27 protein-coding genes are annotated in these 25,375 nt (G+C 61.5%); 11 read left to right on the top strand and 16 right to left on the bottom strand.

The features are described from left to right. Positions 1-14 precede the first annotated feature (14 nt). The 6 genes from rbfA (at position 15) to NKI01_RS12660 (ending at position 6,767) form a co-directional block, all read left to right on the top strand. On the top strand, positions 15-440 hold the full coding sequence (gene rbfA, locus NKI01_RS12685) for a 30S ribosome-binding factor RbfA (RefSeq protein ID WP_292653998.1): 426 nt from the start codon (positions 15-17) through the stop codon (positions 438-440). Continuing rightward, positions 440-1,399 carry a tRNA pseudouridine(55) synthase TruB gene (gene truB, locus NKI01_RS12680; protein WP_352716714.1) on the top strand — a complete coding sequence of 320 codons (960 nt, stop codon included), beginning with the start codon at positions 440-442 and terminating at the stop codon, positions 1,397-1,399. Before rbfA ends, truB begins: the two co-directional genes overlap by 1 nt. A gap of 146 nt (positions 1,400-1,545) precedes the next feature. Further along, positions 1,546-2,640, top strand: a complete 1,095-nt coding sequence (gene corA / locus NKI01_RS12675; protein ID WP_023719558.1) for a magnesium/cobalt transporter CorA — start codon at positions 1,546-1,548, stop codon at positions 2,638-2,640. Between the two features lie 140 nt (positions 2,641-2,780). Then, complete coding sequence (gene rpsO / locus NKI01_RS12670; RefSeq protein ID WP_280940423.1) at positions 2,781-3,092, top strand: 30S ribosomal protein S15; 312 nt, start codon at positions 2,781-2,783, stop codon at positions 3,090-3,092. 409 nt (positions 3,093-3,501) lie between these two features. Continuing rightward, positions 3,502-5,649, top strand: a complete 2,148-nt coding sequence (pnp, locus tag NKI01_RS12665) for a polyribonucleotide nucleotidyltransferase (RefSeq protein ID WP_023719557.1) — start codon at positions 3,502-3,504, stop codon at positions 5,647-5,649. Between the two features lie 104 nt (positions 5,650-5,753). Beyond that, complete coding sequence (locus NKI01_RS12660) at positions 5,754-6,767, top strand: class I SAM-dependent methyltransferase (RefSeq protein ID WP_352493775.1); 1,014 nt, start codon at positions 5,754-5,756, stop codon at positions 6,765-6,767. Between the two features lie 36 nt (positions 6,768-6,803). Here NKI01_RS12660 and fabI read toward each other — a convergent pair whose 3' ends face one another. The 3 genes from fabI to fabA all read right to left on the bottom strand — a co-directional run bounded on the left by fabI (position 6,804) and on the right by fabA (position 9,490). Beyond that, on the bottom strand, positions 6,804-7,616 hold the full coding sequence (gene fabI / locus NKI01_RS12655) for an enoyl-ACP reductase FabI (protein WP_023719555.1): 813 nt from the start codon (positions 7,614-7,616) through the stop codon (positions 6,804-6,806). 13 nt (positions 7,617-7,629) lie between these two features. Beyond that, positions 7,630-8,850 carry a beta-ketoacyl-ACP synthase I gene (gene fabB / locus NKI01_RS12650; RefSeq protein ID WP_352856717.1) on the bottom strand — a complete coding sequence of 407 codons (1,221 nt, stop codon included), beginning with the start codon at positions 8,848-8,850 and terminating at the stop codon, positions 7,630-7,632. 121 nt (positions 8,851-8,971) lie between these two features. Then, a complete protein-coding gene (fabA, locus tag NKI01_RS12645) occupies positions 8,972-9,490 on the bottom strand; it encodes a 3-hydroxyacyl-[acyl-carrier-protein] dehydratase FabA (protein ID WP_352856715.1) in 519 nt (172 codons plus the stop codon). Positions 9,491-9,730: 240 nt separating this feature from the next. On the opposite strand from fabA, the gene irrA reads away from it, so the two are divergent. Both irrA and NKI01_RS12635 read left to right on the top strand, forming a co-directional pair. Next, positions 9,731-10,162 carry an iron response transcriptional regulator IrrA gene (gene irrA / locus NKI01_RS12640; protein ID WP_023676913.1) on the top strand — a complete coding sequence of 144 codons (432 nt, stop codon included), beginning with the start codon at positions 9,731-9,733 and terminating at the stop codon, positions 10,160-10,162. 10 nt (positions 10,163-10,172) lie between these two features. Beyond that, positions 10,173-10,532, top strand: coding sequence for a DUF4260 domain-containing protein (locus NKI01_RS12635; protein WP_023719552.1), 360 nt, complete (start codon positions 10,173-10,175; stop codon positions 10,530-10,532). 82 nt (positions 10,533-10,614) lie between these two features. Here NKI01_RS12635 and NKI01_RS12630 read toward each other — a convergent pair whose 3' ends face one another. After that, entirely contained in the window at positions 10,615-11,172 is a 558-nt protein-coding gene (locus tag NKI01_RS12630; protein WP_023719551.1) for an SH3 domain-containing protein, read from the bottom strand. A gap of 157 nt (positions 11,173-11,329) precedes the next feature. Here NKI01_RS12630 and NKI01_RS12625 point away from each other — a divergent pair, with 157 nt between their 5' ends. Beyond that, on the top strand, positions 11,330-12,331 hold the full coding sequence (locus tag NKI01_RS12625) for a 2-hydroxyacid dehydrogenase (RefSeq protein WP_352963324.1): 1,002 nt from the start codon (positions 11,330-11,332) through the stop codon (positions 12,329-12,331). A gap of 64 nt (positions 12,332-12,395) precedes the next feature. Here NKI01_RS12625 and NKI01_RS12620 read toward each other — a convergent pair whose 3' ends face one another. The 9 genes from NKI01_RS12620 to NKI01_RS12580 all read right to left on the bottom strand — a co-directional run bounded on the left by NKI01_RS12620 (position 12,396) and on the right by NKI01_RS12580 (position 21,945). Next, a complete protein-coding gene (locus NKI01_RS12620; protein WP_352549140.1) occupies positions 12,396-12,884 on the bottom strand; it encodes a GNAT family N-acetyltransferase in 489 nt (162 codons plus the stop codon). After that, positions 12,881-13,642: a molybdopterin-synthase adenylyltransferase MoeB gene (locus tag NKI01_RS12615; protein ID WP_031194176.1), complete on the bottom strand. Its 762-nt coding sequence runs from the start codon at positions 13,640-13,642 to the stop codon at positions 12,881-12,883. Before NKI01_RS12615 ends, NKI01_RS12620 begins: the two co-directional genes overlap by 4 nt. Positions 13,643-13,718: 76 nt before the next feature. Further along, positions 13,719-14,867 (bottom strand): DNA replication/repair protein RecF, encoded by a 1,149-nt coding sequence (gene recF / locus NKI01_RS12610; protein WP_352908607.1) that lies wholly within the window; start codon positions 14,865-14,867, stop codon positions 13,719-13,721. Positions 14,868-14,892: 25 nt separating this feature from the next. Beyond that, positions 14,893-16,011 (bottom strand): DNA polymerase III subunit beta, encoded by a 1,119-nt coding sequence (gene dnaN, locus NKI01_RS12605; protein ID WP_023719546.1) that lies wholly within the window; start codon positions 16,009-16,011, stop codon positions 14,893-14,895. Positions 16,012-16,210: 199 nt separating this feature from the next. Then, the gene (dnaA, locus tag NKI01_RS12600) at positions 16,211-17,758 is read right to left on the bottom strand and encodes a chromosomal replication initiator protein DnaA (protein ID WP_031194174.1); all 1,548 of its coding nucleotides are present in this window, start codon (positions 17,756-17,758) and stop codon (positions 16,211-16,213) included. Between the two features lie 838 nt (positions 17,759-18,596). Further along, on the bottom strand, positions 18,597-18,863 hold the full coding sequence (gene rpsT / locus NKI01_RS12595; RefSeq protein WP_023676922.1) for a 30S ribosomal protein S20: 267 nt from the start codon (positions 18,861-18,863) through the stop codon (positions 18,597-18,599). Positions 18,864-19,023: 160 nt separating this feature from the next. Beyond that, a complete protein-coding gene (locus tag NKI01_RS12590) occupies positions 19,024-19,797 on the bottom strand; it encodes an enoyl-CoA hydratase (RefSeq protein ID WP_352908606.1) in 774 nt (257 codons plus the stop codon). Positions 19,798-19,820: 23 nt separating this feature from the next. Continuing rightward, the gene (gene mutM / locus NKI01_RS12585) at positions 19,821-20,711 is read right to left on the bottom strand and encodes a bifunctional DNA-formamidopyrimidine glycosylase/DNA-(apurinic or apyrimidinic site) lyase (protein WP_352963321.1); all 891 of its coding nucleotides are present in this window, start codon (positions 20,709-20,711) and stop codon (positions 19,821-19,823) included. After that, the gene (locus tag NKI01_RS12580; RefSeq protein ID WP_352483230.1) at positions 20,704-21,945 is read right to left on the bottom strand and encodes a phosphopentomutase; all 1,242 of its coding nucleotides are present in this window, start codon (positions 21,943-21,945) and stop codon (positions 20,704-20,706) included. The genes mutM and NKI01_RS12580 overlap by 8 nt, the downstream gene beginning before the upstream one ends. 159 nt (positions 21,946-22,104) lie before the next feature. Here NKI01_RS12580 and NKI01_RS12575 point away from each other — a divergent pair, with 159 nt between their 5' ends. Continuing rightward, complete coding sequence (locus NKI01_RS12575) at positions 22,105-23,031, top strand: phosphate/phosphite/phosphonate ABC transporter substrate-binding protein (protein WP_023719541.1); 927 nt, start codon at positions 22,105-22,107, stop codon at positions 23,029-23,031. A gap of 28 nt (positions 23,032-23,059) precedes the next feature. On the opposite strand, the gene NKI01_RS12570 is transcribed toward NKI01_RS12575, so the two are convergent. The 3 genes from NKI01_RS12570 to NKI01_RS12560 all read right to left on the bottom strand — a co-directional run bounded on the left by NKI01_RS12570 (position 23,060) and on the right by NKI01_RS12560 (position 24,844). After that, positions 23,060-23,680: a TadE/TadG family type IV pilus assembly protein gene (locus NKI01_RS12570; protein ID WP_023719540.1), complete on the bottom strand. Its 621-nt coding sequence runs from the start codon at positions 23,678-23,680 to the stop codon at positions 23,060-23,062. Between the two features lie 30 nt (positions 23,681-23,710). Continuing rightward, a complete protein-coding gene (locus NKI01_RS12565) occupies positions 23,711-24,271 on the bottom strand; it encodes a TadE/TadG family type IV pilus assembly protein (protein ID WP_031194173.1) in 561 nt (186 codons plus the stop codon). 150 nt (positions 24,272-24,421) lie between these two features. Beyond that, on the bottom strand, positions 24,422-24,844 hold the full coding sequence (locus NKI01_RS12560) for a pilus assembly protein N-terminal domain-containing protein (protein ID WP_023719538.1): 423 nt from the start codon (positions 24,842-24,844) through the stop codon (positions 24,422-24,424). A gap of 345 nt (positions 24,845-25,189) precedes the next feature. Here NKI01_RS12560 and NKI01_RS12555 point away from each other — a divergent pair, with 345 nt between their 5' ends. Beyond that, on the top strand, positions 25,190-25,363 hold the full coding sequence (locus NKI01_RS12555) for a Flp family type IVb pilin (RefSeq protein ID WP_023719537.1): 174 nt from the start codon (positions 25,190-25,192) through the stop codon (positions 25,361-25,363). The last annotated feature ends 12 nt before the right edge of the window (positions 25,364-25,375 follow it).

Below are 25,375 nucleotides of genomic sequence, written 5' to 3'. Positions count from 1 at the left end.
CAGGACCGAGGAAAATGCCCCGTTCGACCCCGTCAGGCCCATCCCAGCGCATGCTGCGCGTCGGCGAGCAGGTGCGCCATGCGCTATCCGAAACCTTGCAGCGCGGCGAGATCCTCGATCCGCTGATCGAGAACACAGTGGTCTCGGTCTCCGAAGTGCGCATGTCGCCCGATCTGAAGATCGCCACCGCCTTCGTCTCGCCGCTCGGCGCCAAGGATGCCGGTGCGGTGGTCGAAGCGCTCAACAAGCATGCGAAGTTCGTCCGCGGCCGCGTCTCCGGCGCCCTTCGGCAGATGAAGTACATGCCGGAATTCCGCTTCCGGCTCGATACCAGCTACGACAATTTCCAGAAGATCAACGAATTGCTGCACTCGCCCGAAGTGGCGCGCGATCTCAGCGCCGACGACAAAGACAAAGACGACCGGAAGGATAGCGAATAGTGGCGCGCCGCGGCAAGAAGAAGGGCCGGCCGATCTCGGGCTGGCTGGTACTGGACAAGCCGGTCGGCATGGGCTCGACCGAAGCCGTCTCCAAGATCAAATGGCTGTTCCAGGCGGAAAAGGCCGGCCATGCCGGCACGCTCGACCCGCTGGCGTCGGGCATGCTGCCGATCGCGCTTGGCGAGGCGACGAAGACTGTGCCTTACGTCCAGGACGGCGCCAAGGTCTACCGCTTCACCGTCGCCTGGGGCGAGGAGCGTTCGACCGACGACCTCGAAGGCGCGGCGACCAAAAGCTCAGACCTCCGTCCGGCGGAATCCGAAGTGCTGGCGCTGCTTTCGAAATATACCGGCGTGATCATGCAGACACCGCCGCAATTCTCAGCGATCAAGATCGCCGGCGAGCGCGCCTACGACCTTGCCCGCGACGGCGAGACGGTCGACATTCCGGCACGCGAGGTCGAGATCGGCCGGCTCGACCTGGTCGAGCACATGGCCGATCGCACCATCTTCGAGGTCGAATGCGGCAAGGGCACCTATGTCCGCTCGCTGGCGCGCGACATGGGGCGCGACCTTGGCTGTTTTGGTCACATCGCCGAGCTGCGGCGGGTCGAGGTCGAGCCGTTCACGCAGGAAGATTTCGTCACCTTGGCCGAGCTGGAGGCCGCCCGCTTCGGCGAACAGAGCGAGGACGCTTCGCAAGCAGCGGACGCGCCGATCGACTTCGGTGCCATCGATGCACTTCTGGTCGACACCGCCGCGGCGCTCGAATGCTTGCCGCAGGTTGCGATCAGCGACGATGCGGCAACCAAAATCCGCCTCGGCAATCCGGTCATCATTCGCGGCCGTGACGCGCCGGTAGAAGCTGAGGAGGCCTGCGCCACCGCGCGCGGCAAGCTGGTCGCCATCGGCGCCATCGAGCAAGGCATGTTCAAGCCAAAGCGGGTCTTTGTCGGGTAACAGCTGTCGCCCGGCGCATGATCTCCAAACCGGATTCTATTTTGGGAAAGGATCATGCGCTAAATCAACAGGGCTACGGCGTCGTTTGTCGTCCGAAAAGATGCGCTGTGCTGTAGTGCCGTTCGACGCTGCACTCGAGGGGGCACATGGCAAAGGCTGACACGGTCAACAAGCGAGCGGCGCTCAAAACACGGCGGCCACCGGTCGGGGCTTCGCCGGGCACGCTGATCGCCGACCCGGCGGCGCGCCGCTCCGAGCTCAGGCTGACATTGATCTCGCCTGAGAAGTTCAAGACGATCGACAATGCCAGCATCGACGACGTCAACACCCATTGCCACAATTGGCCGATCATCTGGCTCGACTGCACCGGCCTCGCCAACATCCAGCTGATCGAGGAGATCGGCGGGATCTTCAACCTGCATCCGCTGGCGCTGGAAGATGTCGTCAACACCGGTCAGCGGCCCAAGGTGGATTTCTTCGAGGACCATGCCTTTGTCGTCGTCAGGATGATCGACGATGTCACCGCCCATCGTTACGAACAGATCGCCGTCTTCTTCGGCAAGAACTTCGTCGTCACCTTCCAGGAGCGCGAAGGCGACCCGTTCGATCCCGTGCGCAAGCGGATCGCGAGCTCGGTGCCCAACCGCTTGCGCTCGCGCGGCGCCGACTATCTCGCCTATGCTTTGATCGACGCCATCGTCGACAGCTATTTCCCGCCGATCGAGGCTGCCGGCGAATTGGTCGACAGCATCGAGGACCAGATGCTGAACCAGGCGCACAAGCACCAGATGCGGCAGCTTCACGAATTGCGGCGCGACGCCAATGTGCTGAAGGGCGTGCTTTGGCCGATGCGCGACGCGCTGGCGACCATGATCCGCAACGACGTCTCTTATGTGAAGGCCGAAACCAAATTATTCCTGAACGACACGCTGGATCATTCGCTGCGATTGATCGAACTGGTCGAAACCCAGCGCGATATGCTGACCGGCCTGATCGAGATGCACCTGTCGCTCAGCCAGGCGCGCACCAACGACGTCATCAGCTATTTGACCATCGTCTCGGTGATCTTCATGCCGCTCACCTTTCTCGTCGGCGTATGGGGCATGAATTTCGACCCCGACACCTCGCCCTGGAACATGCCGGAGCTGAAAGCCTATTACGGCTATCCCCTGTCGCTCGTCTTCATGGCGATTGTTGCGGTCGGGCTCTACGCATACTTCAAATGGAAGAAATGGCTCTGACCATGCGGAAGTGCCCGTTTATGCAGCAAAAAGCCGGCTTGTGAATTGGGCTGGCCTTTTTGTCGGAATTGCACTATATGCGCCGCAGCTTCGCGCTTTGACGCGTTGCTTGCACCGGCCCCTGCTGGACGACATCCCGGCTGAGGGCGTCCCGTTTCCTCAAACAGACAAGGAAAAACACGATGTCGATTACTGCCGAACGCAAGAAGGAATTGATGGGCGAATTCGCAACCGCCAAGGGCGATACCGGGTCTCCGGAAGTCCAGGTGGCCATCCTTTCCGAGCGCATCAAGAACCTGACCGATCATTTCAAGGACCACAAGAAGGATAACCATTCCCGCCGTGGCCTGCTCGCTCTCGTTTCCCAGCGCCGCAGCCTGCTTGATTATCTCAAGCGCAAGGACGACGCGCGCTATCAGACGCTGATCGAGAAGCTCGGTCTGCGCCGTTGACGAATTGACCGGCGGGTTCTTTCGAGAGCCCGCCGGTCGCGCATTGGAGCATCGGATCATCCAAGGCTCCAATGAAGAAAGCAGAGCGCCGCGCACCGGTTTGGATGCGCAAAGGACGCTCTGAAGTTTTAGATTTGCGCAGGATACTTTCCGAAAACCTGGTTTTCGGGTTCACGCGCAAGGCCAGTCGGATCGATTGGCCAACCCGGTTTCGAAACAGCAGAGGGCCACTCGAAACCGCCCATGGACGGTCATGGGGCAGGATTGCAGGACGCTCGCGCGGCAAATGCGCCGAATAGCCGAGCTTCCCGTTGTCTTGCCCGTGGCTGCCCGAGAAAGGAAGCCAAGGGAAAGGGGCATCCGCGCACGCTGCAACGGCGCGGCCCTTTCCGCATACGAAGGACAAGATATGTTCAATTACCACAAAGTGGAAATCGAATGGGGCGGCCGTCCGCTCATTCTCGAAACCGGCAAGATCGCACGTCAGGCTGACGGCGCGGTGCTGGCCACCTATGGCGAAACCAAGGTTCTCGCCACCGTCGTCTCGATGAAAGAGCCGAAGCCCGGCCTCGATTTCTTTCCCCTGACGGTCAACTACCAGGAAAAGACTTACGCCGCCGGCAAGATCCCGGGTGGCTATTTCAAGCGTGAAGGCCGTCCGAGCGAGAAGGAAACGCTGGTTTCCCGCCTGATTGACCGCCCGATCCGCCCGCTCTTCGCCGAAGGCTACAAGAACGACACCCAGATCGTTGTCACCGTCGTCCAGCACGATCTCGAAAATGATCCGGACATCCTGTCGATCGTCGCCACCTCCGCCGCACTGACCTTGTCCGGCGTGCCGTTCATGGGCCCGGTTGGTGGCGCCCGCGTTGGCTACATTAACGGCGAATACGTGCTCAACCCGCATGTCGACGAGATGCAGGAATCGAAGCTCGACCTGGTCGTCGCCGGCACCGCCGACGCCGTGCTGATGGTCGAGTCCGAAGCCAAGGAACTCGGCGAGGATCTGATGCTCGGCGCCGTCATGTTCGGCCACAGGGGCTTCCAGCCGGTGATCGACGCGATCATCAAGCTGGCCGAAGTCGCCGCCAAGGACCCGCGCGATTTCACCGCGCCGGACTATTCCGCGCTTGAAGCCGAGATGCTCAAGATCGTCGAAGGCGAGCTTCGCGATGCCTACAAGATCACCGACAAGCAGAAGCGCTATGCCGCCGTCGACGCCGTCAAGGCGAAGGTCAAGGCCGCGTTTGCGCCGGCAGAAGGCGAAGAGGCCAAATACACGTCCGAACAGATCGGCACCGTGTTCAAGGAACTCCAGGCCAAGGTCGTGCGCTGGAACATCCTCGACACCGGCTCGCGCATCGACGGCCGCGACCTGAAGACGGTCCGCAAGATCGTCTCGGAAGTCGGCGTCCTGCCGCGCACACACGGCTCGGCGCTGTTCACTCGCGGCGAGACCCAGGCGCTGGTCGTCGCCACGCTCGGCACCGGCGAGGACGAGCAGTATGTCGATTCGCTGACCGGCATGTACAAGGAGAAGTTCCTCCTGCACTACAATTTCCCTCCCTATTCGGTCGGTGAAACGGGCCGTATGGGTTCGCCCGGCCGCCGCGAAATCGGCCACGGCAAGCTCGCCTGGCGCGCCATCCGGCCGATGCTGCCGACCGCCGACCAGTTCCCCTATACGTTGCGCGTCGTTTCGGAGATCACCGAGTCCAACGGCTCGTCCTCGATGGCTACCGTCTGCGGCACCTCGCTGGCGCTGATGGATGCCGGTGTGCCGCTGGCCAAGCCGGTCGCCGGCATTGCGATGGGCCTGATCAAGGAAGGCGAGCGCTTCGCCGTGCTCTCCGATATCCTCGGCGACGAGGACCACCTCGGCGACATGGATTTCAAGGTTGCCGGCACCGCCTACGGCATCACCTCGCTGCAGATGGACATCAAGATCGAGGGCATCACCGAAGAGATCATGAAGATCGCCCTCGACCAGGCCAAGGATGGCCGTCAGCACATTCTCGGCGAAATGGCCCATGCGCTGTCCGGCGCGCGTGCCGAGCTCGGCGAGTTCGCGCCGCGCATCGAGGTCATGCACATCCCGACCGACAAGATCCGCGACGTGATCGGCTCGGGCGGCAAGGTCATCCGCGAGATCGTCGAAAAGACCGGCGCCAAGATCAACATCGAGGATGACGGCACGGTCAAGATCGCTTCGGCCAACGCCAAGGAAATCGAGGCGGCGAAGAAGTGGATCCACACCATCGTCGCCGAGCCGGAAGTCGGTGAAATCTACGAAGGCACGGTCGTCAAGACCGCCGACTTCGGCGCTTTCGTCAACTTCTTCGGTCCGCGTGACGGCCTCGTCCACATCTCGCAGCTCGCCAATGATCGCGTCGCCAAGACCTCCGATGTGGTCAAGGAAGGCGACAAGGTCTGGGTCAAGCTGATGGGCTTCGACGAGCGCGGCAAGGTCCGCCTGTCGATGAAGGTCGTCGACCAGGCCACCGGCAAGGAAATCGCCCGCGATAAGAAGAGCGAAGGCGAAGAAAACGCCGCCTAAGCGGGGTTGCGTTCCGTCGAACGCATAAAGCAATCGAAGCGGGCGCGCCGGAAGGTCGCGCCCGTTTGCATTTCAACAACAGCCTTGCAGTTCAAGAGTGGTGAATGTCCGCCGAGCCGCTGAAGACGCTTTTCCATCCTTTCGAGGCCGGGACCGTTTCCCTGCCGCGAAAGGATGAACGTATTCTTTTTCTCGGTGCCGAGCCCGGCTTTCGCTTGCTCGAAGGCTTCGATGCCAAGCTTCATCTCGTCCAAGGCTTCAGGCCGCATTTTCGCGCCTTGCAGGCGTCCGGCTTCACCGTCACGCCGCAAGTGGAAGGCAAGGCTTTCGACGCGGCGCTAGTGCTCGCTGGCCGCCATCGCGGACAAAACGAGGTGCGCGTCGCAGAAGCGATCGAGCACGTGGCATCAGGCGGGTTGATCGTCGTCGCCGGCGGTAAGGACGATGGTATCGCCAGCCTGCGCAAGCATGTCGGCGCCCTTGTGCCGCCCGAAGGCCACCTGCCGAAGCATCACGGCATTGCCTTCTGGTTTCGCCGGCCGGCCGATACCGTTGCCGCGGCAACGCTTCGCGCCGCCAATCCGGACTTGGTGGTCGAGGACCGCTTCCGCACGGCCCCAGGCATGTTTTCGTTCGACAAGATCGATGCCGGATCGAAGCTGCTGGTCGAAAATCTGCCCAACGATCTGCGTGGCAGCGTTGCGGATTTCTGTGCCGGTTGGGGCTATGTCGCCGCCGAAGTCGCCGCCCGCTCACCCGGCATATCGGCGCTTGACCTTTACGAAGCGGATTTCGAGGCGCTGGAGGCGGCGAAGGTCAATGTCGGCAACACAGGCCTGGAGCCACGTTTCTTCTGGATAGATCTTTTGAGCGAGCCGGTCGAGCACCGCTACGATGTGATCGCCATGAACCCGCCCTTTCACCGCAGCCGGGCGACTGAGCCCGAAATCGGTGCCGGCATGATCCGCGCGGCAGGCAAGGCGCTGAAGCCGGGCGGCCGGCTGTTCATGGTGGCGAACCGTCAGCTTCCCTACGAACCGGTGCTGGCGGCCGCCTTCTCCAGCCATGCGGAGCTCGCCCGCGACGGCATGTTCAAGGTCTTCTCGGCGCGACGCTGAAACGCTGCGGGGCAAGCCGGCGACACGTCGCTCGCGCTATTCCCGCCCGCCGTCGGTTTGCTTCAACTCGTCAAGCGTCGGCATGGACACGATGTGATAGCCGGAATCGACATAGTGGATTTCGCCGGTGACGCCGGAGGACAGATCGGACAGCAGATAGAGCGCTGAGCCGCCGACTTCGTCGATTGTCACCGTGCGGCGTAGCGGCGAGTTGCGCTGCTGGTAGGAGAACATGTGGCGTGCGTCGGAAATCCCGGCGCCGGCAAGCGTCCGCACCGGTCCAGCCGATATGCCGTTCACCCTGATGCCGCGCGGGCCGTAGTCGTTGGCTAGATAGCGGACGCTGGCCTCCAGCCCGGCCTTGGCGACGCCCATGACGTTGTAGTTCGGCATGACGCGGACCGAACCGGCATAGGTCAGCGTGATCATCGAACCGCTATCCTTCATCAACGTGGCGGCGTGACGGGCGACCTCGGTGAAGGAGTAGCAGGAGATCACCATGGTGCGGATGAAGTTGTCGCGGCTGGTGTCGGCGTAGAGGCCTTTCAGCTCGTTCTTGTCGGAAAAGCCGATGGCATGGACGACGAAATCCAGCCCGCCCCACGCCTTGCCCAAAGTCTCGAAAGTCGCGGCGACCGATGCGCTGTCCTCGACGTCGCAAGGCACCACCAGCGATGCGCCCAGTTTCTCGGCGAGCGGCTTGACGCGGCGCCCGAAGGCCTCACCCTGATAGGTGAAGGCGAGATCCGCGCCATGTTCGGACAGTTTGCGGGCGATGCCCCAGGCGATCGAATGATCGTTGGCGACGCCCATGACAAGCCCGCGCTTGCCCTTCATCAATCCGTCCATGGTCGGCAAATCCTTATGCGGAATAGCGCTGGAAAATCAGCGTAGCGTTGGTGCCACCGAAACCGAACGAATTGGACAAAACGGTGTCGATCCTGGCTTCGTCGATGCGCTTGCGCACGATCGGCATGCCTTCGAATTCCGGATCGAGGTTGTCAATGTGGGCGCTCTCGCCGATAAAGCCGCCTTGCATCATCAGGATCGAGTAGATCGATTCCTGCACGCCGGCCGCACCCAGCGAATGACCGGTCAGCGATTTGGTCGACGTGATGAAAGGCATCTTCTCGCCGAACACCTCGCGGATGGCGCCCATTTCCTTGGAGTCGCCAACCGGCGTCGAGGTGCCGTGCGTATTGATGTAGTCGACCGGCGAGGACACCGTTGCGAGCGCCTGCTTCATGCAGCGAGCCGCGCCTTCGCCCGACGGCGCCACCATGTCGTAGCCGTCGGAGGTGGCGCCATAGCCGGTGATCTCGGCATAGATCTTGGCGCCGCGTGCCTTGGCATGCTCGAGCTCTTCAAGAATCAGCACGCCGGCGCCGCCGGCAATGACGAAACCGTCGCGATCGACGTCGTAGGCGCGCGAGGCGACTGATGCCCTGTCGTTGAACTTGGACGACATGGCGCCCATGGCATCGAACAGATCCGACATCGTCCAGTCGAGATCCTCATGACCGCCGGCGAAGACGATGTCCTGCTTCCCCCACTGGATCAGCTCGTAGCCATTGCCGATGCAATGCGCTGACGTCGAGCAGGCCGATGAGATCGAATAGTTGACGCCGTGGATCTTGAACCAAGTGGCAAGCGTCGCTGAAGCGGTCGACGACATCGCCTTTGGCACCGCGAAGGGACCGATCCGCTTGGGACTGCCGTTCTTGATCGTCGTCTCGGCCGCTTCGACGATTGCACGGGTCGACGGTCCGCCGGAGCCCATCACGATGCCGGTGCGCTCGTTGGTGATGTCGGTCTCGTCGAGGCCGGCGTCTGCGATCGCCTGGTCCATCGCGACATGGTTCCAGGCAGCACCTTGCGACAGGAAGCGCATAGCGCGACGGTCGATCATTCCCGACGGATCCAGCGTCGGCGCTCCCCACACCCGGCAACGGAAGCCATGCTCGGCGAAAGAGTCGGAAAAGCTGATGCCGGACCTGGCATCATGCAAGGAGGCCTGCACCTCGTTGGCATTGTTGCCGATCGACGACACGATGCCGAGACCTGTGACTACGACCCGTCTCATTCGCAACTCCTTCCAGCACGGACCTCCGAAACCTGATTAAGTTTCCGGAACGGAACCATGCGCAAATTAAAGTGCTACAGCGTCCTTTAGATGTCCAAGACGTGGCACCGTTGGTCTTCGCTCAGCCGGCGGCCGATTGCTTGGACAGACCGACCTTCAGATCCGTTGCCGCGTATATGGGCTCGCCATCTGCCTTCAGCCAGCCATCGGCGATGCCAAGCACAAGCCGACCGCGCATCACTCGCTTGAAGTCGACGCCATACTCCACCTTCTTGACCGAAGGCGTGACCATGCCTTTGAATCTCACCTCACCTGTCGACAGCGCCATTCCCTTGCCTGGTTCGCCGAGCCATCCAAGGTAGAAACCCGTCAACTGCCACATGGCGTCCAGGCCCAGGCATCCCGGCATGATCGGATTGCCGATGAAATGGCAGGCGAAAAACCACAAATCCGGCTTGATATCGAGTTCTGCGCGGATGAAACCCTTGTCGAACGCACCGCCGGTTTCGCTGATCTCGGTGATGCGGTCGAACATCAGCATCGGCGGATAGGGCAGTTGCGCATTTCCCGGTCCGAACAGCTCGCCGCGGGCGCAGGCAAGCAATTCCTCGTAACCGTAGCTGGATTTCGAACCCGCCATCAATCTCGTCCCCGTGATCGTCCCGGGCGATAGGCGCCCATGCTGGTGGTTTCCTAACACAATCTGTTTCAGGCCGGAAACCGGCGTTTGCGCTTAACCTGCCCGTCTGCCCGGGTCAATGCGCGCTATTGATCGCATTCGGCCGACAGAATATATGTCAGGACACGTCCAATTTCGGCAGATGCTCTATTTCTGCCATTTTGGACGTGTCTGAGACGGAACTGTGGGCGCGACGGATAGATGGATCTGGGTTGCCGGAAGGATAATGTCGCTGTGGACAAGCGGGTTCGCGAAGCCGGTCTGAGGCCGACACGCCAGCGTATCGCGCTGGCCGATCTGCTTTTCGCCAAGGGCGACCGCCACCTTTCGGCCGAGGAACTGCACGAGGAAGCGCTTGCCGCCGGCGTGCCGGTGTCTCTGGCCACCGTCTACAATGCTCTGCACCAGTTCACCCAGGCTGGCCTTTTGCGCATCCTTGCCGTCGAGGGATCGAAGACCTATTTCGACACCAACACCTCCGATCACCATCATTTCTATATCGAGGGCGAAAACAGGATCTTCGATATCGACAGCGGCCCGGTGACGGTTTCCAACCTGCCGGAACCGCCGGAAGGCATGGAGATCGCCAATGTCGATATCGTGGTGAGACTGCGTCCGAAACGCTGCGACTGACCGGCGCCTTATGAATTTCCTGGATTTGACGCTCCGGCTCGAATGGGTCGCCGTCGCGGTGGCGGCTCTTGTCTTCTATGCAATGGCCGGTGCTTCCTGGTGGCTATTTGCAGTGCTCGTCCTGGCGCCCGACCTGTCGATCCTGGGTTACATGGCCGGGCCGCGCGTCGGGGCCGTCGCCTACAACACCTTGCACATACTGGTCTTGCCCGTTCTGCTGGCGCTTTTCGGCAGCGTCTTTGACAATGCATTGGCGACATCCGTTGCGCTGATCTGGATCGCCCACATCGCCATCGACCGCGCCCTGGGCTATGGCTTGAAGCTGTCGAGCAGTTTCCAGGATACCCATCTCGGCCGCATCGGCGGCTAGATCATCCCCGAATTGAAGAACAGCGAAACAAAATGCCGGATCCGGTGCTTGCAGCGCTGGCCTGACCTCCGGTTCGGAAGCGTCAGTTCTTGACCTTTTCGCCGGGATAGGCGCCCCAGACGAGCGACTGGGCGAGCCAGCCGGTATGGCCGTCGAAGGTCATTTCGCACCATTGGCCATCGCAGGACTTGATCGTGCCCATCACCCCCGGTTCGAGGATCGCGATGACGCTTGCATCTTTTGCCGGGTCGTCGAGGAGGTTGATGCGGGCGTCCTTGCCGCGCTGCCAGGGGGCGACGATCGCCGTGCGGCGGCCCGAAAGCAGCGACTGATTGATCCAGCCTTCCGAGCCGTCGGCATCGCGCACGCGGCGCCATGTATCGAACTCCTGGATGATCTCCATCGGCAGGCCTGGTTTCATGTACATCCAATCGACGGAATAGTTGACGCCCGGCCCGACGCGCGAGTTGACGCGGCCGGATTTCAGGCTGACGAAGCGCGGCAGCGGCAAGCCGCTTGGTCCGAGCGTGACGCTCTGGGCGGGGGCCGCGGCACTTTGCGCCATCACCAGTGGGCTATGGATGAGAGCGCCGAGGAATGCTGCACTGAGGGTCAGGCGGAGCGACGCGAAACCAGACACTTTCGTTCCTTTCGGCGCCGGCCCATCGGCCTTCGCGCCCCTTTTTCTTTGTCTTCGGCGGAACCACTTGTTACATGGATGACCGGTACCGCGATCGGCTCTCAGTTTCGCCGTTCTTGGTTAAAGAGGTCTCAACGAGATCGAGTTCGAGGAAACAATGGTAGGCAAAAAGAAGCCCCTCGTCGTCATCACGCGCAAGTTGCCCGACCCGGTCGAGACCCGCATGCGCGAGTTGTTCGACGCCCGGTTGAATGTCGAGGACAGGCCGATGACGCAGCCGGAACTGGTGGCGGCGGTCAAGGAGGCTGACGTGCTGGTGCCGACCGTGACCGATAATATCGACGCGGCGCTGATTGCCCAAGCCGGCGACAAGCTCAAGCTGATCGCCAATTTCGGCAATGGCGTCGACAAGATCGACGTTGCGGCAGCGGCCAAGAAAGGCATCACCGTCACCAATACGCCGAACGTGCTGACCGAAGATACGGCCGACATGACCATGGCGCTGATGCTGGCCGTGCCGCGACGGCTGGCCGAAGGCGCCAACGTGCTGACCGGGGACAAGAAATGGGCGGGCTGGTCGCCGACCTGGATGCTCGGCCGTCGCATCTGGGGCAAACGGCTCGGCATTGTCGGCATGGGTCGCATCGGCACCGCCGTCGCCAGGCGCGCCAAGGCCTTTGGCCTCTCGATCCACTACCACAACCGCCACCGCGTGCTGCCGGCAATCGAGGACGAGTTGGAAGCCACATATTGGGAAAGCCTCGACCAGATGCTTGCCCGTATGGACATTATCTCGGTCAATTGCCCATCGACACCGGCAACCTTCCACCTGCTTTCGGCACGGCGGCTGGCGCTTCTGCAACCGTCCGCTTACATAGTCAACACCGCGCGCGGCGATATCATCGATGAGGAATCGCTGGTCAAGCTCATCCATGACGGCAAGATCGCCGGCGCCGGCCTCGACGTCTACGAGCACGAGCCGGCGCTGAACAGCAAGCTTCTGAAGCTCGCCCACAAAGGCAAGGTCGTGCTGTTGCCGCATATGGGCTCGGCGACGCTCGAAGGCCGCATCGACATGGGTGAGAAGGTGATCATCAACATCCGCGCCTTCTTCGATGGCCATCGTCCGCCCGACCGCGTGCTGCCGCTGCGGGCGTGACCTGCCATCATGCCGGCATGGCCTTGCCGCGGCAACCACGCGTTCGTCTTTGGATAGTGTTGGCTTACGAAAGCGCCTTGCGCATGGTGATTGAGGTCGGCCGGTCGTAGCCCTTGTGCGCTGTCCGTTCGGTTTCGCGAAAGCCGAGGCGGGCGAAGGCAGCGTGGTTTCCGGTCAGTTCGACCCGGGTCTGGAGCTCGATGGCGGCCCGGTTGTGGCTACGGGCAAGATCTTCGACAGCCTGCATCAGCCGCTTTCCGATGCCTTGTCCCTGAAGAGCCGGCACAACCGCGAGCTTTCCGACATAGAGGTCGTCTGCCCGCTCCAGGATGAAGACGCAACCGACGATCTCGCTTTCCTTCAGCGCCAGGAATCCTGTCTCCTCCAGCGCTTTAGCCCTAAGATTTTCGACAGTGAGCCGATGCGCCGAGGACGGCGGATCAATAACGTCTTCCATGAAGGCGAAGGCGCGCATGACCAGTGCCAAGACCTCGTCCCAACGATCGAAGTCGGCCGCAAGCTGCACAATGGAAACGTCGGCAGGCAGGCTCACCGGCTAGTTCGCTTGTAGCGGATCGTGTCGAAGCGTGCCGCCAGTGCATCATAGAGCAGCAGTCGCCCGACCAGCGGCTCGCCAATCCCGGTGATCAGCTTGATTGCCTCCATGGCTTGCAGCGTGCCGATGACCCCGCTCAGCGCGCCGACAATGCCGGCCACCGCGCAGGACGGCACCAGTCCCGGCGGCGGCGCTTCGGGAAAAAGATCGCGGTAGCTTGGGTTCAACGTGCCGTCCGGACCGGTTTCGAACGGCTTCAGCACCGTGACCGAGCCGTCGAAGCGGCCAACGGCGGCATGGACGAGCGGCCGGCTTTCGGCGGCGCAGGCGTCGGCCACGGCGTAGCGCGTCTCGAAATTGTCGGAGCCGTCAACGACGATGTCATAATCGGCGATGAGGGCAGGGGCGTTGTCCGCGGTCAGCCTGAAATTGTGCTCTTCCACGACGACGTTTGGATTGATGCGGATGATCGCCGCCTTGGCGCTGTCGGTTTTCGCCATGCCGACATCGCCCGTGGCGTGGATCACTTGTCGTTGCAGGTTGGAAAGCGAAACGATGTCGTCGTCGACGATACCGAGTGTGCCAATCCCTGCGGCGGCGAGATATTCGAGCACCGGCGCTCCCAACCCGCCGGCGCCGATGACCAGCACCCGCGCCCGCTTTAGCCGCTGCTGGCCGGCGCCGCCGATTTCGGGCAGCACGATGTGGCGGGCGTAGCGTTCGAGCTCTTCGTCGGTGAGGGCGGCTGTGATCATCGCCGGACCATATAACGGAGGAAAAAACTTGTCAGGCGTCAATGCATGCGGCTCAGAAATGCGTCATGGACGAAGTTCAGATGGTCGGCCTGACCTTGCCGTGATCGACGGTCAGGAACTGCGCGCGTCCCTTGAGGCTGTCAAACAACGCGGCATCGGTCCCGGTCATGAAAGCCTGGCAGTTCAGTTCCTCCAGGATCGAGAACAAGGCCGCGCGCCGGCCGCCGTCGAGGTGGGCGGCGATCTCGTCGAGCAGCAGGATCGGCGTCATGCCCGACATCTCGCCGGTTAGCCGCGCATGCGACAAGACAATGCCGACCAGCAGCGCCTTCTGTTCACCGGTCGAGCAGAGTTCGGCCGGCATTGCCTTGGGCCCGTGGCGCACCACGAGATCGGAACGGTGCGGGCCGTCGAGCGTGCGTCCGGCGGTGCGGTCACGGTCGCGCCCTTGGGCAAGCGCACGACGGAACCGTTCCTCGACGTCGACGGCCGGCGAAATGCCGACTTCGCCTTCCAGTTCCCCCGAGATGCCGATGTCGGCTTGCGGAAACGGTCCGTCGCCGGGCAGACGGTCGATCATGGCGGCGAGCAGACGCACCAGTTCGGCACGCGCCGCGGCAATTGCCACGCCGGTCTCGGCCATTTGCATCTCGATCGCATCGAACCAGGCACCGTCGCGCGAACCGTCGGCGAGCAGCCTGTTGCGGCCGCGCATTGCCTTTTCGTAGTCAAGCGCGCGCTGGCCGTGGCCAGGATCGATCGCCAGCACCAGTCGGTCGAGGAAGCGCCGACGATCGGCCGCCGGCCCGGGGAACAGGCCGTCCATGGCCGGTGTCAGCCAGACCACACGCAGCCATTCCAGCATGTCTTCGGCTGAGCGCGCCGCCGCGCCGTTGATCCGCACCCGCCTGCCGCCTTCGCTGTCGCTGCCTGCAATCCCGGTACCGATCTCGACCTGGCCGTCCGGCCCGTCAAGCCGGGCATGCAGCGCAAAGCCACCGTCGCCGCCTTCGCGCGCCACCTCGGCATAGGGTGCGCGGCGCAGGCCGCGGCCTGGCGTGAGCAGCGAGATCGCTTCAAGCAGATTGGTCTTGCCGGCGCCATTGTCGCCGGAGAAAACCACAGCGCCGGGATCAACGTCGATTGCCAACGCCGCATAATTGCGGAAATTCGTAAGTGTAAGCTTACTTATGTAAGTCTGCCGCGGGTTTGCAAATCTGGTCACGACAGCAGATGGCCTCGTTCGGGCCCTACACCCGCATCGGCATCAACACGTAGAGCGCGGTCTCGTCGGCCATGTCGTGGATCAGTGTCGGGGATCCGGCATCCGCCAGCATGAACTTCGCCTCCGTGCCGGTCAGTTGCGCGGCAACGTCGAGCAGGTATTTGGCGTTGAAGCCGATTTCGATCGGATCGGACGAATAGTCGGCTGCCAGTTCTTCGGTGGCGCTGCCTGAATCCGGATTGTTGACTGCAAGCGTGACCTGGCCTTCGGCGATCGAAAGCTTTACAGCCCGGCCGCGTTCGGACGAAATGGTCGAAACGCGATCGACGGCAGCGGCGAAACTCTGACGATCGATGATCAGCTTCTTGTCGTTGCCGGTCGGAATGACGCGCTGGTAGTCCGGGAAAGTGCCGTCGATCAGCTTGGAGGTCAAGATGACGCTGCCGATGGTGAAACGGATCTTGGTGTCCGACAGCTCGGTGGTCACCGCAATGTCGGGGTCGTCGACCAGCTTCTGCAACTCGCTGACCGTCTTTCGCGGGATGATGACGCCAGGCATGCCCTCGGAGCCCGCTGGTGCGTCGATCTCGGCGCGCGCCAGCCGATGGCCGTCGGTCGCGACCGAGCGCAGCTTCAGCTTGCCGCCAGCCTCGTGCGTGTGCAGATAGATGCCGTTCAGATAATAGCGCGTCTCCTCGGTCGAGATGGCGAACTGGGTCTTCTCGATGAGGCCCTTTAGCCCGAGGGAATCGAGCCGGAAAATATGCGAGAACGACCCGGCTGAAAGCTCGGGAAAGTCGGACTGCGGCAGGCACTGCAGGCGGAAGCTCGAGCGCCCCGACGTCACCGTCATGGCGTTGCCGTCTTCGTCGGTCTTCAGCGCCACCTCCGCGCCGTCGGCAAGCTTGCGCACGATGTCGTAGAGCAGATGCGCCGGAACCGTCGTCGCCCCGCCACGCTCGACCTTTGCCGGCGTTGCTTCGGTCACCTCCAGGTCGAGGTCGGTCGCCTTCATTTCAAGGCTGGCCCCCTCGGCGCTGAGCAGCACGTTCGACAGGATCGGAATGGTGTTGCGCCGCTCGACCACGCGGTGAACATGGTTAAGCGACTTCAGGAGATTTGACCGTTCCAGGATAACACGCATGACGAAACAGGCTCGCTTGAATGAATGAACGGGTCTCCGGCAAGCGGCGCCCCGCGAAAGGTCTGAACAGGCTCAGAATCTGCGTAAACTGACAGGAAAAACCCGGCAAACGCAAGCCCGCGCCACCGGTTCGGGCCGGCTGCACGGGCTTTCTGGGGATAAAAAGGCCGAAGTCCGCGAGCCGGCGTTTTTCGCGCCGTCAGGCCTGGTCGTTGATCAGCCTTCTCAGCAATTCGAGTTCCTGCGCCAGTGTGTTGTCGACGCCTGAAAGATCCTCGATCTTGCGCACGGCATGCAGCACCGTCGTATGGTCACGGCCGCCGAAACGCCGCCCGATCTCCGGCAGCGAGCGCGGCGTCATCACCTTCGACAGGTACATGGCGACCTGCCGTGGCTTGACGATGGTGCGTGTGCGCCGGTTGGACAGAAGTTCAGTCTTCGACACGTTGTAATGGCGTGCGACGATGCGCTGAATGTCCTCGATACGCACCCGCTTCGGCTCGCCGGAACGATAGATGTGGCCGAGGATCTCGTCGATGCGGTCGATGGTGATCTGCGGTTCGAAGGATTGGCGAAACAAAAGCTGGTTGAAGGCACCTTCGAGCTCGCGCCCGCTGCCGGTCACCGTGCGGGCAACGTGATTGAGGATCTCTTCGGAAATATCGAGCGACACATCGTCGAGCTTGGCGGTGGCAAGCCTGAGCTTGAGCATACCGATGCGCATGGCGAAATCCGGGGCCGACATTTCCAGCGCGACGCCGCCGTTGAGGCGCGAGCGGACGCGCGGCTCCAGCGACTCCAATTCCGACGGCGGCCGGTCGGCAGCGACCACCACTTGCTTGGCGCTGTCGAGCAGCATGTTGATCAAATGGCAGAATTCATGCTGGATCGACTTGCCCTGCAGGAACTGCATGTCGTCGATGATGAGAAGGTCGATGTCGCGAAGCTGTTCTTTCAGCGTCAGTGCGTTGTTGTCGCGAATCGCGGTGGCGAACCGCCACATGAAATATTCAGCCGTCAGATAGACGACCCGCGATTTCGGGTTCTGCTTCAGCGATTCTGCGGCGATCGCCTGCAACAGATGCGTCTTGCCCAGCCCAACCGTCGCGTGAAGAAAGAGCGGATTGAAGCGCACCGCGCTCGACTGTGATTCCGCGACCGCCTTGGCAGCGGCAAAAGCCACTCGGTTCGATGGTCCCTCGATGAAGGAGGTGAAAGTGTAGCGTGGATCGAGCGGCGAACCGAGCACATTGTGCCGGAACTCTGTCTCTGCCGGCATTCCTGGGCGGGGTGCCGGGACCCGCTCGACCCTGCTGGGGCTCGCCGTGCCCGCAGAGAGAGCGGTTTGCGTCTGCCTGGTCATCTTGCGTGCCGGGGCCACTTCCGGCTCGACGCTGTTGCGGCCCTGGCGTGTGGCGGTGCGAACGACGATCTCGATCTTGAGGATCTCCGGATCCTCGTGCTTCCACAACTCGGCGATGAGATCGAGATAGTGGCCGTTGATCCATGAACGCAGGAATGCGGTTGGCACCGAGATGCGGACAATGCCCTTGGAGGATTCAGCGACCTTCATGCGCCCGAACCAGCTCGAATAGACCTCGGTTCCCAGACGCGCCTTCAGCTGGGCCTTGACCCGATCGAACTTCTGTTCAGCTTCATTGGAAGCCGCCATGTCGTTCCTTCCGATTAACGTTCCAGGAAATGGGAGGTCGCCCGTAAGCTCCCTTTCGATGCCGCCGCTCTGCATGATCGAGTTCCTTGTCTCTTGTACCTGTTTTCCGCCGGGGATGCGCCTCCTGCATCCATGTTTCCGGCGACCGTGTCTTCGCTGCGACACCATCGCCACCGCCGGCTGATGAATCGCCTCGTTATCGGTCCGGCGCCGAAGTGCCGATCCGCCTTGGTCATGTCAGGGCAATAAAATGCCGTCCGGCGAAAAACGCCGGCGCACCGTCGACCTGCCATGTACAATTACGCCAGTCCCCTACCGTATCAAAAAGACAAACCAACCCCGTCCGCGGAGTTGAATCCGCGTTGTAAACTCTGCCAATTTGAGCTGGCCGGTTTCAGGCTGGTCAAGGGCCAAGGGCCCGTCCCTTCGATGGACAGACATTACCGAAATCGCTGTGGATAGGGCAAGGCCACCCCTAACGGATTTTTAAGGAATCTGACTAGCAAGGGACGGTTCGGACGCCATGCAGCAACAGTTGATTTTGACAAAGCCATTGTGATTCAAACCCTTTTCCGGCGAATATGAAAAAGGCCACACAACGCGAAATTTTCTGAAATAATTCACTTGACAGCCAATTGTCGCCTATCGACCGCAGCCGATGTGAACAAGCTGTGGATCACCATCTGTAAACTGCTGAAAAGAAACGGTAATCTGTGACGCTCGGAAATTTTCGCATTGGCGGTTTCGAAGGCTGCGAATATCAGCGGGCATGTATATGCCGGCAAAGCATTTCGAACTTTGAAATGCACGCGGAGCGCCGTTTTGCGGGCTTTCTTTTAAGTACTTGCCGGCAAACGAAAAAACCCGGCGCGATCGGCCGGGTTTGAAGAAGCGCAGTTCAGGAAAAGGTATATTAGGCCGACAGCACCTTGACCCGTTGGGCCAGCCGCGACACCTTGCGCGATGCAGTGTTCTTGTGCACCACGCCCTTGGTCGCGGCCCGCATCAATTCCGGCTCGGCCACCTTGAAGGCAGCCTGTGCGGCCGCCTTGTCGCCAGCCGCGAGCGCCTCTTCGACCTGGCGGATGTAGGTCCGGACGCGGGAGCGACGGTTCTTGTTGATCGCTGCGCGACGGGCGATCTTGCGCGTTGCCTTTTTGGCCGAGGAGGTATTGGCCATGGTGCCTCTCTTCTGATCTGGTGGGCGCTTGCGGGATACCGCGGGGCGCAAAAAACAAACGGGCAGCCACAGGGCCGCCTCGGTTGGTGCGGCTTATAGTTCAGCTTTTCCGGCGCGTCAACGCTGCGGCGCTTTCTTTTTGGCCGGTGCCTTCGTCATCTCATCGGTTCGTGAAATTCGGCTTCCGCTTGCCGGTGAAGGCCGCCATGCCTTCCTTCTGGTCGTCCAGCGCAAACAGCGAATGAAACAGCCGGCGCTCGAACCGCAGGCCCTCGGTGAGCGTCGTCTCATAGGCGCGGTTGACGGCCTCCTTCGCCATCATCACCGATGGCAAGGAAAAACCGGCGATCTTGGCCGCTGCCTTAAGCGCTTCCTCGATCAACTCGCCGGCTGGCACGACGCGCGAGACCAGGCCGGAACGCTCGGCCTCGGCTGCGTCCATCATTCGCCCCGTCAGGCACATATCCATCGCCTTCGACTTGCCGACGAAGCGGGTCAGGCGCTGCGATCCGCCCATGCCGGGCATGACACCCAGCGTGATCTCGGGTTGGCCAAACTTGGCGGTATCGGCGGCGATGATGAAATCGCACATCATCGCCAGTTCGCAGCCGCCGCCCAGAGCGTAGCCCGCCACCGCCGCGATGATCGGCTTTCGTGCCCGCGTAAATTCTTCCCAGCCGACGAAGAAATCCTGCAGATAGGCATCCACATAGGAGATCGACTGCATTTCCTTGATATCGGCACCTGCGGCGAAAGCCTTTTCCGAACCAGTGATGACCATAGCGCCGATGTCGGCATTTGCGCCCATGCTGTTCACCGACGCAACCAGTTCCGCCAGCACTTGTGAATTCAGCGCATTGAGCGCTTGCGGCCGGTTCAGCGTAATCAGCCCGATCTTGCCGCGGGTCTCGACGATGATGGTTTCATAGCCCATGCTTGCTCCTCCTCGCTTGTGTTTCAAGCCTGACAGGTCCGGCAGTGGAAGGTTGAGCGACCGCTTTGCACGATACGCTCGATGTGCCCGCCACAACCAGGCTTGGAGCAGGCCTCGCCCTCGCGACCATAAACCGCGAAGGAATGCTGGAAGTAGCCCAGCGATCCATCGGTCTGCATATAATCGCGCAACGACGAGCCGCCGGCGGCGATCGCGTCGGCGACGACCGAGCGGATTGCTTCGGCCAGGCGTTCGCTCTGTTCTCTGGCTTTCTTGCCGGCTCTCGCGAGCGTGCCCGCTTTGCGCAGCGGTGACAGGCCGGCCCGCCAAAGCGCTTCCGAGACGTAGATATTGCCTAGCCCGGCGATCAGCCGTTGGTCGAGAAGTGCCGCCTTCAGCGGTGACTTGCGACCTTTCAGCAGCGAAGCGAGCAGAGCGCCGTCCAGTGCATTGCCTGTAGGCTCGACACCTAATCCCGCCAGCATCGGATGCATGTCTGGCTCGTCTTCCGAAAACAGCATGAACCCGAAGCGGCGCGGGTCGTTGAAGATCACGCGAGAGCGGACGCCGGCAGGTGATGTGATGTCGAAGACGACGTGATCGTGAGCGGTGTTTTTCGAACGTTCATAGTGGAACGCGCCGAGTGTTGCACTCTCGTCGGCCGTTTCGACGCGAAACGAACCCGACATGCCGAGATGGCAGATCAGCACCGGGCCGTTGTCCAGGTGCATCGTCAGATATTTGGCGCGGCGGCCGAGCGCTGCAATCGTCTTGCCGGTCAGCCGCTCCGAAAATCTCTCGGGGAATGGAAACCGCAAATCGGGCCGGCGTGCCTCGACACCGACGATGCGGGCACCTTCAAGGACCGGCTGCAGACCGCGCCTGACTGTCTCGACCTCCGGCAGCTCAGGCATGGCCGCTTATCGTGGCATGGAAGGAGGTGCCGTATGGGCCGGGCGCCAGCCCGAGATGTTCGGCCACGGTTTCGCCGATGTCGGCAAATGTCGTCCTCAGTCCAATGTCCGCGCCTTTGAAACCCGGCCGTGTGCCGATAACCGGAATACGCTCGCGTGTGTGGTCGGTGCCGCGCCACGTCGGATCGTTGCCGTGATCGGCGGTCAAAATGAGCAGATCGCCTGGCCTCAGCCGCGCGAATGCCTCCGGCAGGCGCCGGTCGAAAGCTTCGAGTGCGGCGGCATACCCCGCGACGTCGCGCCGATGTCCGAACTCGGTATCAAAGTCGACAAAGTTCGCGAAGACGAAGTCGCCGTCGCGGGCATCTTCCATGGCGCCAAGCGCTTTGTCGAACATCGCCATGTTGCCGGCAGCCTTGCGGACTTCCGAGATCCCCCGATGGGCGAAGATGTCGCCGATCTTGCCGATTGCGATAACCCGGCTGCCGCGCGCCGTCAGCCGGTCGAGCAGCGTCGGTTCCGGCGGCGGTACGGCATAGTCGCGACGATTATGCGTTCGCGCGAACGTGGCGGCGGTTTCACCGATAAACGGTCGTGCGATGACGCGCCCGATATTCAGCGGATCGACCAGCCCGCGCACTATCTTGCAGAAGTCGTAAAGCCGTTCCAGGCCGAAATGAACCTCATGCGCGGCGATCTGCAGGACGGAGTCGACCGAGGTGTAGCAAATCGGCTTGCCGGTGCGGATATGGTCTTCGCCGAACCGTTCGATGATCTCGGTGCCGGGGGCATGACAATTGCCGAGAATGCCGGGCACCTTCCCTTCACGCACCATTGCTTCGGTCAACTCGGCTGGAAAGGCGGGAATCGTGTCGGGGAAGTAACCCCAGTCGAAACGGACCGGCAGGCCGGCTATTTCCCAATGGCCCGATGGCGTGTCCTTGCCGCTCGAAACCTCCTGTGCCGCGCCGTGAAAGGCGGCGGCAAACTCGACGCTGCCGCCATTCTCGAACCTGAAACCCGTCGCCGTTGCCGCGGCATGGCCGAGGCCGAGCGATAGCATGTTTGGTACAAGAAGCGGTCCGCCACGCAGGCCTCCGCGATCGGCGCGGCCTTCCGCGCAGGCCTGCGCGATGTGTGCGAACGTGTTGGAGCCAGTGTCGCCATAGCGTTCGGCGTCGGCCGCGCCGCCGATGCCGAAGGAGTCAAGGACAAAAAGGGAGGCGCGTGCCATCAAAGGTTCATCATTGCCTGGGTGTTGACTCAGACATAGGGTTCCGCGCTGCCGTTGGCAATTCGGAAACCCGAACGGCACGGCTTGGCGTGCTGGTCCGGGAGAAACGAATCGCGGCATGGTCGATCTGCCGATCGAAATGCGCGGCATGGAGCTCGCATGAGGCCTGCCCTGAAAGCATTCGCTGCCGTACTGGCCTTGCTGCTGGATGCATCTTGCGCGAACCTGGCGCGTGCCGATTGGCGCGATGATATCGGAACGTTCCGTATCGGTATCGTCGCCGAGCCTGGCGCCGGCAACACCGTTCCAGGTCTGGCGCTGCTGACCGACGCCTATACCAAAGCGCTCGGCATGAAGGTGGAGTTTGTCGTTGCCCGCGACTATACGTCGTTGATCGAGGCGCAGGCCAATGCGCGGATCGAATATGCAATCTATTCGGCAACCGCCTACGCCGCCGCCTCCGAACGGTGCGGATGTGTCGAACCTCTCGCGGCGCCGCTCGATTCCGGCGGCGCCATCGGCATCCGCTCCGTACTGCTGACGCGCGACGGGAGGGTTCCCGATCTGATGGCCATGGCAGTCCATCGGGTCGTCATGGCGCCTTTCGACAGCGTCGGTGGTGCTTTGTTGCCGCTTGCCGGGCTGGCTGCAGACGGGGTCAACGTGGCGGAAGATGCGCCGTTTTTGACCCACGCCAATTCGGCTGCCGCAGCTGAAGCAATGCTGGTCGAGGGCGAGGCCGATGCCATATTCGGCTGGATCCCGGCTGTGGCAGAGGGACGGCCAAATCCTCCTGGCGGCACGGTGGCGAGGCTCGAGGCCGCAGGGCTCTCGAAATCGTCGCTTCAGGTCGTATGGACCTCAGGCCTGCTGCGGTATGGTCCGCACGCCGTCCGCAGCGATCTGGACCCCGAAGCCAAGCGCCGGCTCACCGTCTTTCTCACCAATCTCAGATCAGCCGCGCCGGACATTTACGATCTTCTGGAGCCGAGACACTCCGGCGGGTTCGCCGTTGCCGGTCCGAGGGATTATGTGCTGGCTGCGGCCATCGTGCACCTGGTCTCGGCCCGCGGCCGCACGCAATAGCTACAGCCCGGTTAGCGGGCTTCAGGCGTCAGCAATCGCTGCACGGAATGGTCGGGCTCCTTCGCGGCCGTAGATAATAAGTTTCCGCCATCGATATCGAATTGAAGGCCGAGCTCAACCCGAACCGGCTTTGGCCATCCGCCGACCAGGTGATGATTGGCTTGTAGGCGAGATCGCTTTCGACCCGAATGAGGAAAGTGCCTTTGATCTTGAGCGCGCTCGGGACCGTTGTGGCGGAATCCTTGATGGCGTCGACGCTAGAGACACCATCGACTACTTTGCGCGACCACACGACCAAGACTTTCGGCGTCGTCTCGTCCGTGACCTGTATCGCCGTAATGATGATCTTCGGTTTCGAACGATTATAGGGCTGAAGCGTGGAACTGCCGATCGCGATGATGGCATCGAGATCGGCCGCCTTGATGGTCTGCTGCTGCGTGACAAGGTCCGCTACCATGCTGCCGATGCGGCTGACCTTCTTGCTGGTCTCGATGGCTTGCGAGGCTTCCATGGTCATAAAGTACATGATCAACAGGACAGGCACGATGAGGGCAAACTCGACAGCCGCAATACCGCGGCGGTCCGAGCAAAGCCGGACTGCTCTTGTACAAATCTCTGCGATGCCCAGCTGTGCCCCCGCACGAATCATGGCTTTGCCCTTTTCAAGCGACTAGGTGGTTCAGTTGTCGAACGGCTCGTTCTGCCAAGTGATCGAAGCGAAATGCAGCGTTTTGCCGTCCTTCAGATTGGCCATCGACTTGGCCATGAAGTCGGTCATCACCGGCCATTTGTAAAAAACCCGCAGCATGTTTCTCGACTCTGCCAGGCCTGGTGCGACGGTGAAGGTCTGTGTGCTCGTGCCCTTGGTCAACACGACGTCGCCATCCTGGATCTTGAAACCGGCCAGCGCCGCATCGGCGAAGGTCGGATATTCGCGCAAATCCACCAGCAATCCGGGACAGGTCTTGGCGACCATGATCTCCAACTTGGTGCAGATCATATCCCGCAGCTTGGTCCCGGACACATCGGCCGGTCTTAATTGGCCGGTACGCAGTTGGCGCGCGATGTCGTCTGTGGCGTTTGCCATCACTTCTTGTGCGGCAAATGAAATACAGCTCTCCAGGATGGCGAAGACAAGAAGCGCGAATGGAATTGCAAGCATGGCGAATTCGATCGCCGTGCTTCCGCGTCGGTCGCCCAAAAACCTTCCGGGAAAACCTGCTCGTCCTGCCTTGCTCATGTCCTCTACCCGCCGATTCCAGTTCTGCATCGGATCCCACCATTAGTCGGAACCGATTGAAGTCCGGTTGGAATGACCGTTAAATTCGGCGGAAAGGCCTTAACCAGGCAATAACCGAAGCGTTCCCGCAAAGGTGGAGAAGTCGGCTAGCTAATGCCCGGCGCTCATCTCGGCCTCAGAGGCCTTCTCGGCATCGCTCTTGTACGAGCTTTCGCAATATGGCGCGCAGGACATGGTCTGTACTTCGGCACGCCGATAGATGCGCACCGACGACGCTGCCTGGCGCACGACCGTTATTTGCTCATCGACGATCGGGTTGCCCTCCTGATCGAGGACGACAAGATTGGTGACGCCAAATCCCTTGCCGGTCAGTACGATCGTCGATGCGTCCTGCACGGAGGCGTCAGCGATCGCCGGATTGCCGACGACAATCGTATCGGCGGCGCGCGACAATTTGACGATCTTTGCCTGGTTCATCGTGACCTCGATGCCGGCGCCTGCCTTGGCTGGAACGGCGAAAGCCGCTGCGGCAAGAACCACGGCAATTGGAAATGACGATCTCGGCCCGGCCATTGAGGCGCTCCCCGGCAACAAACTGTTCAACAGAACATGAACGAGATTGGTGAACCAACCGTTAAGCGGCTGGAGTTCAGGATTAAGCCGGAACCGGCATTGGGCTAGCAGGCACGGCTCAAACCTCTTTGCCGAATTGCGCCTTTTGCGCCCTTTGTTAGCCTGTGGACCCAGTGGCCGGTATTTTAGTCCTGGGTTAACTACGCAATGTCATCGAAGCGGGAAAGGAATCGGTAAGCCTGTTTATTAAGCCGATCGAAACAGCTTCCGCTTACATTCGCAGCATCCGATCAGCCATCAAGAGAAGTTGACGGAAGTGCTGTAACAATTGGAGTAGGAGCTCGAATGTCTAACCTCATCGCACGTTTTGTGAAGGACGAATCCGGCGCGACCGCTATCGAATACGGTCTGATCGCCGCCCTCATCGCGCTCGCCATCATGGTTGGCGCCGGCTCGCTCGGCAACGCGCTGAACGCCAAGTTCGACAAGATCGCCAGCAAGGTCAACGGCGTCAATTAAGCTACGCGGCCA

Origin of the sequence: Mesorhizobium sp. M0815, assembly GCF_040319995.1 — a bacterium.
GTDB lineage: Bacteria > Pseudomonadota > Alphaproteobacteria > Rhizobiales > Rhizobiaceae > Mesorhizobium.
This window is presented reverse-complemented; position numbering and strand designations above follow the sequence as displayed.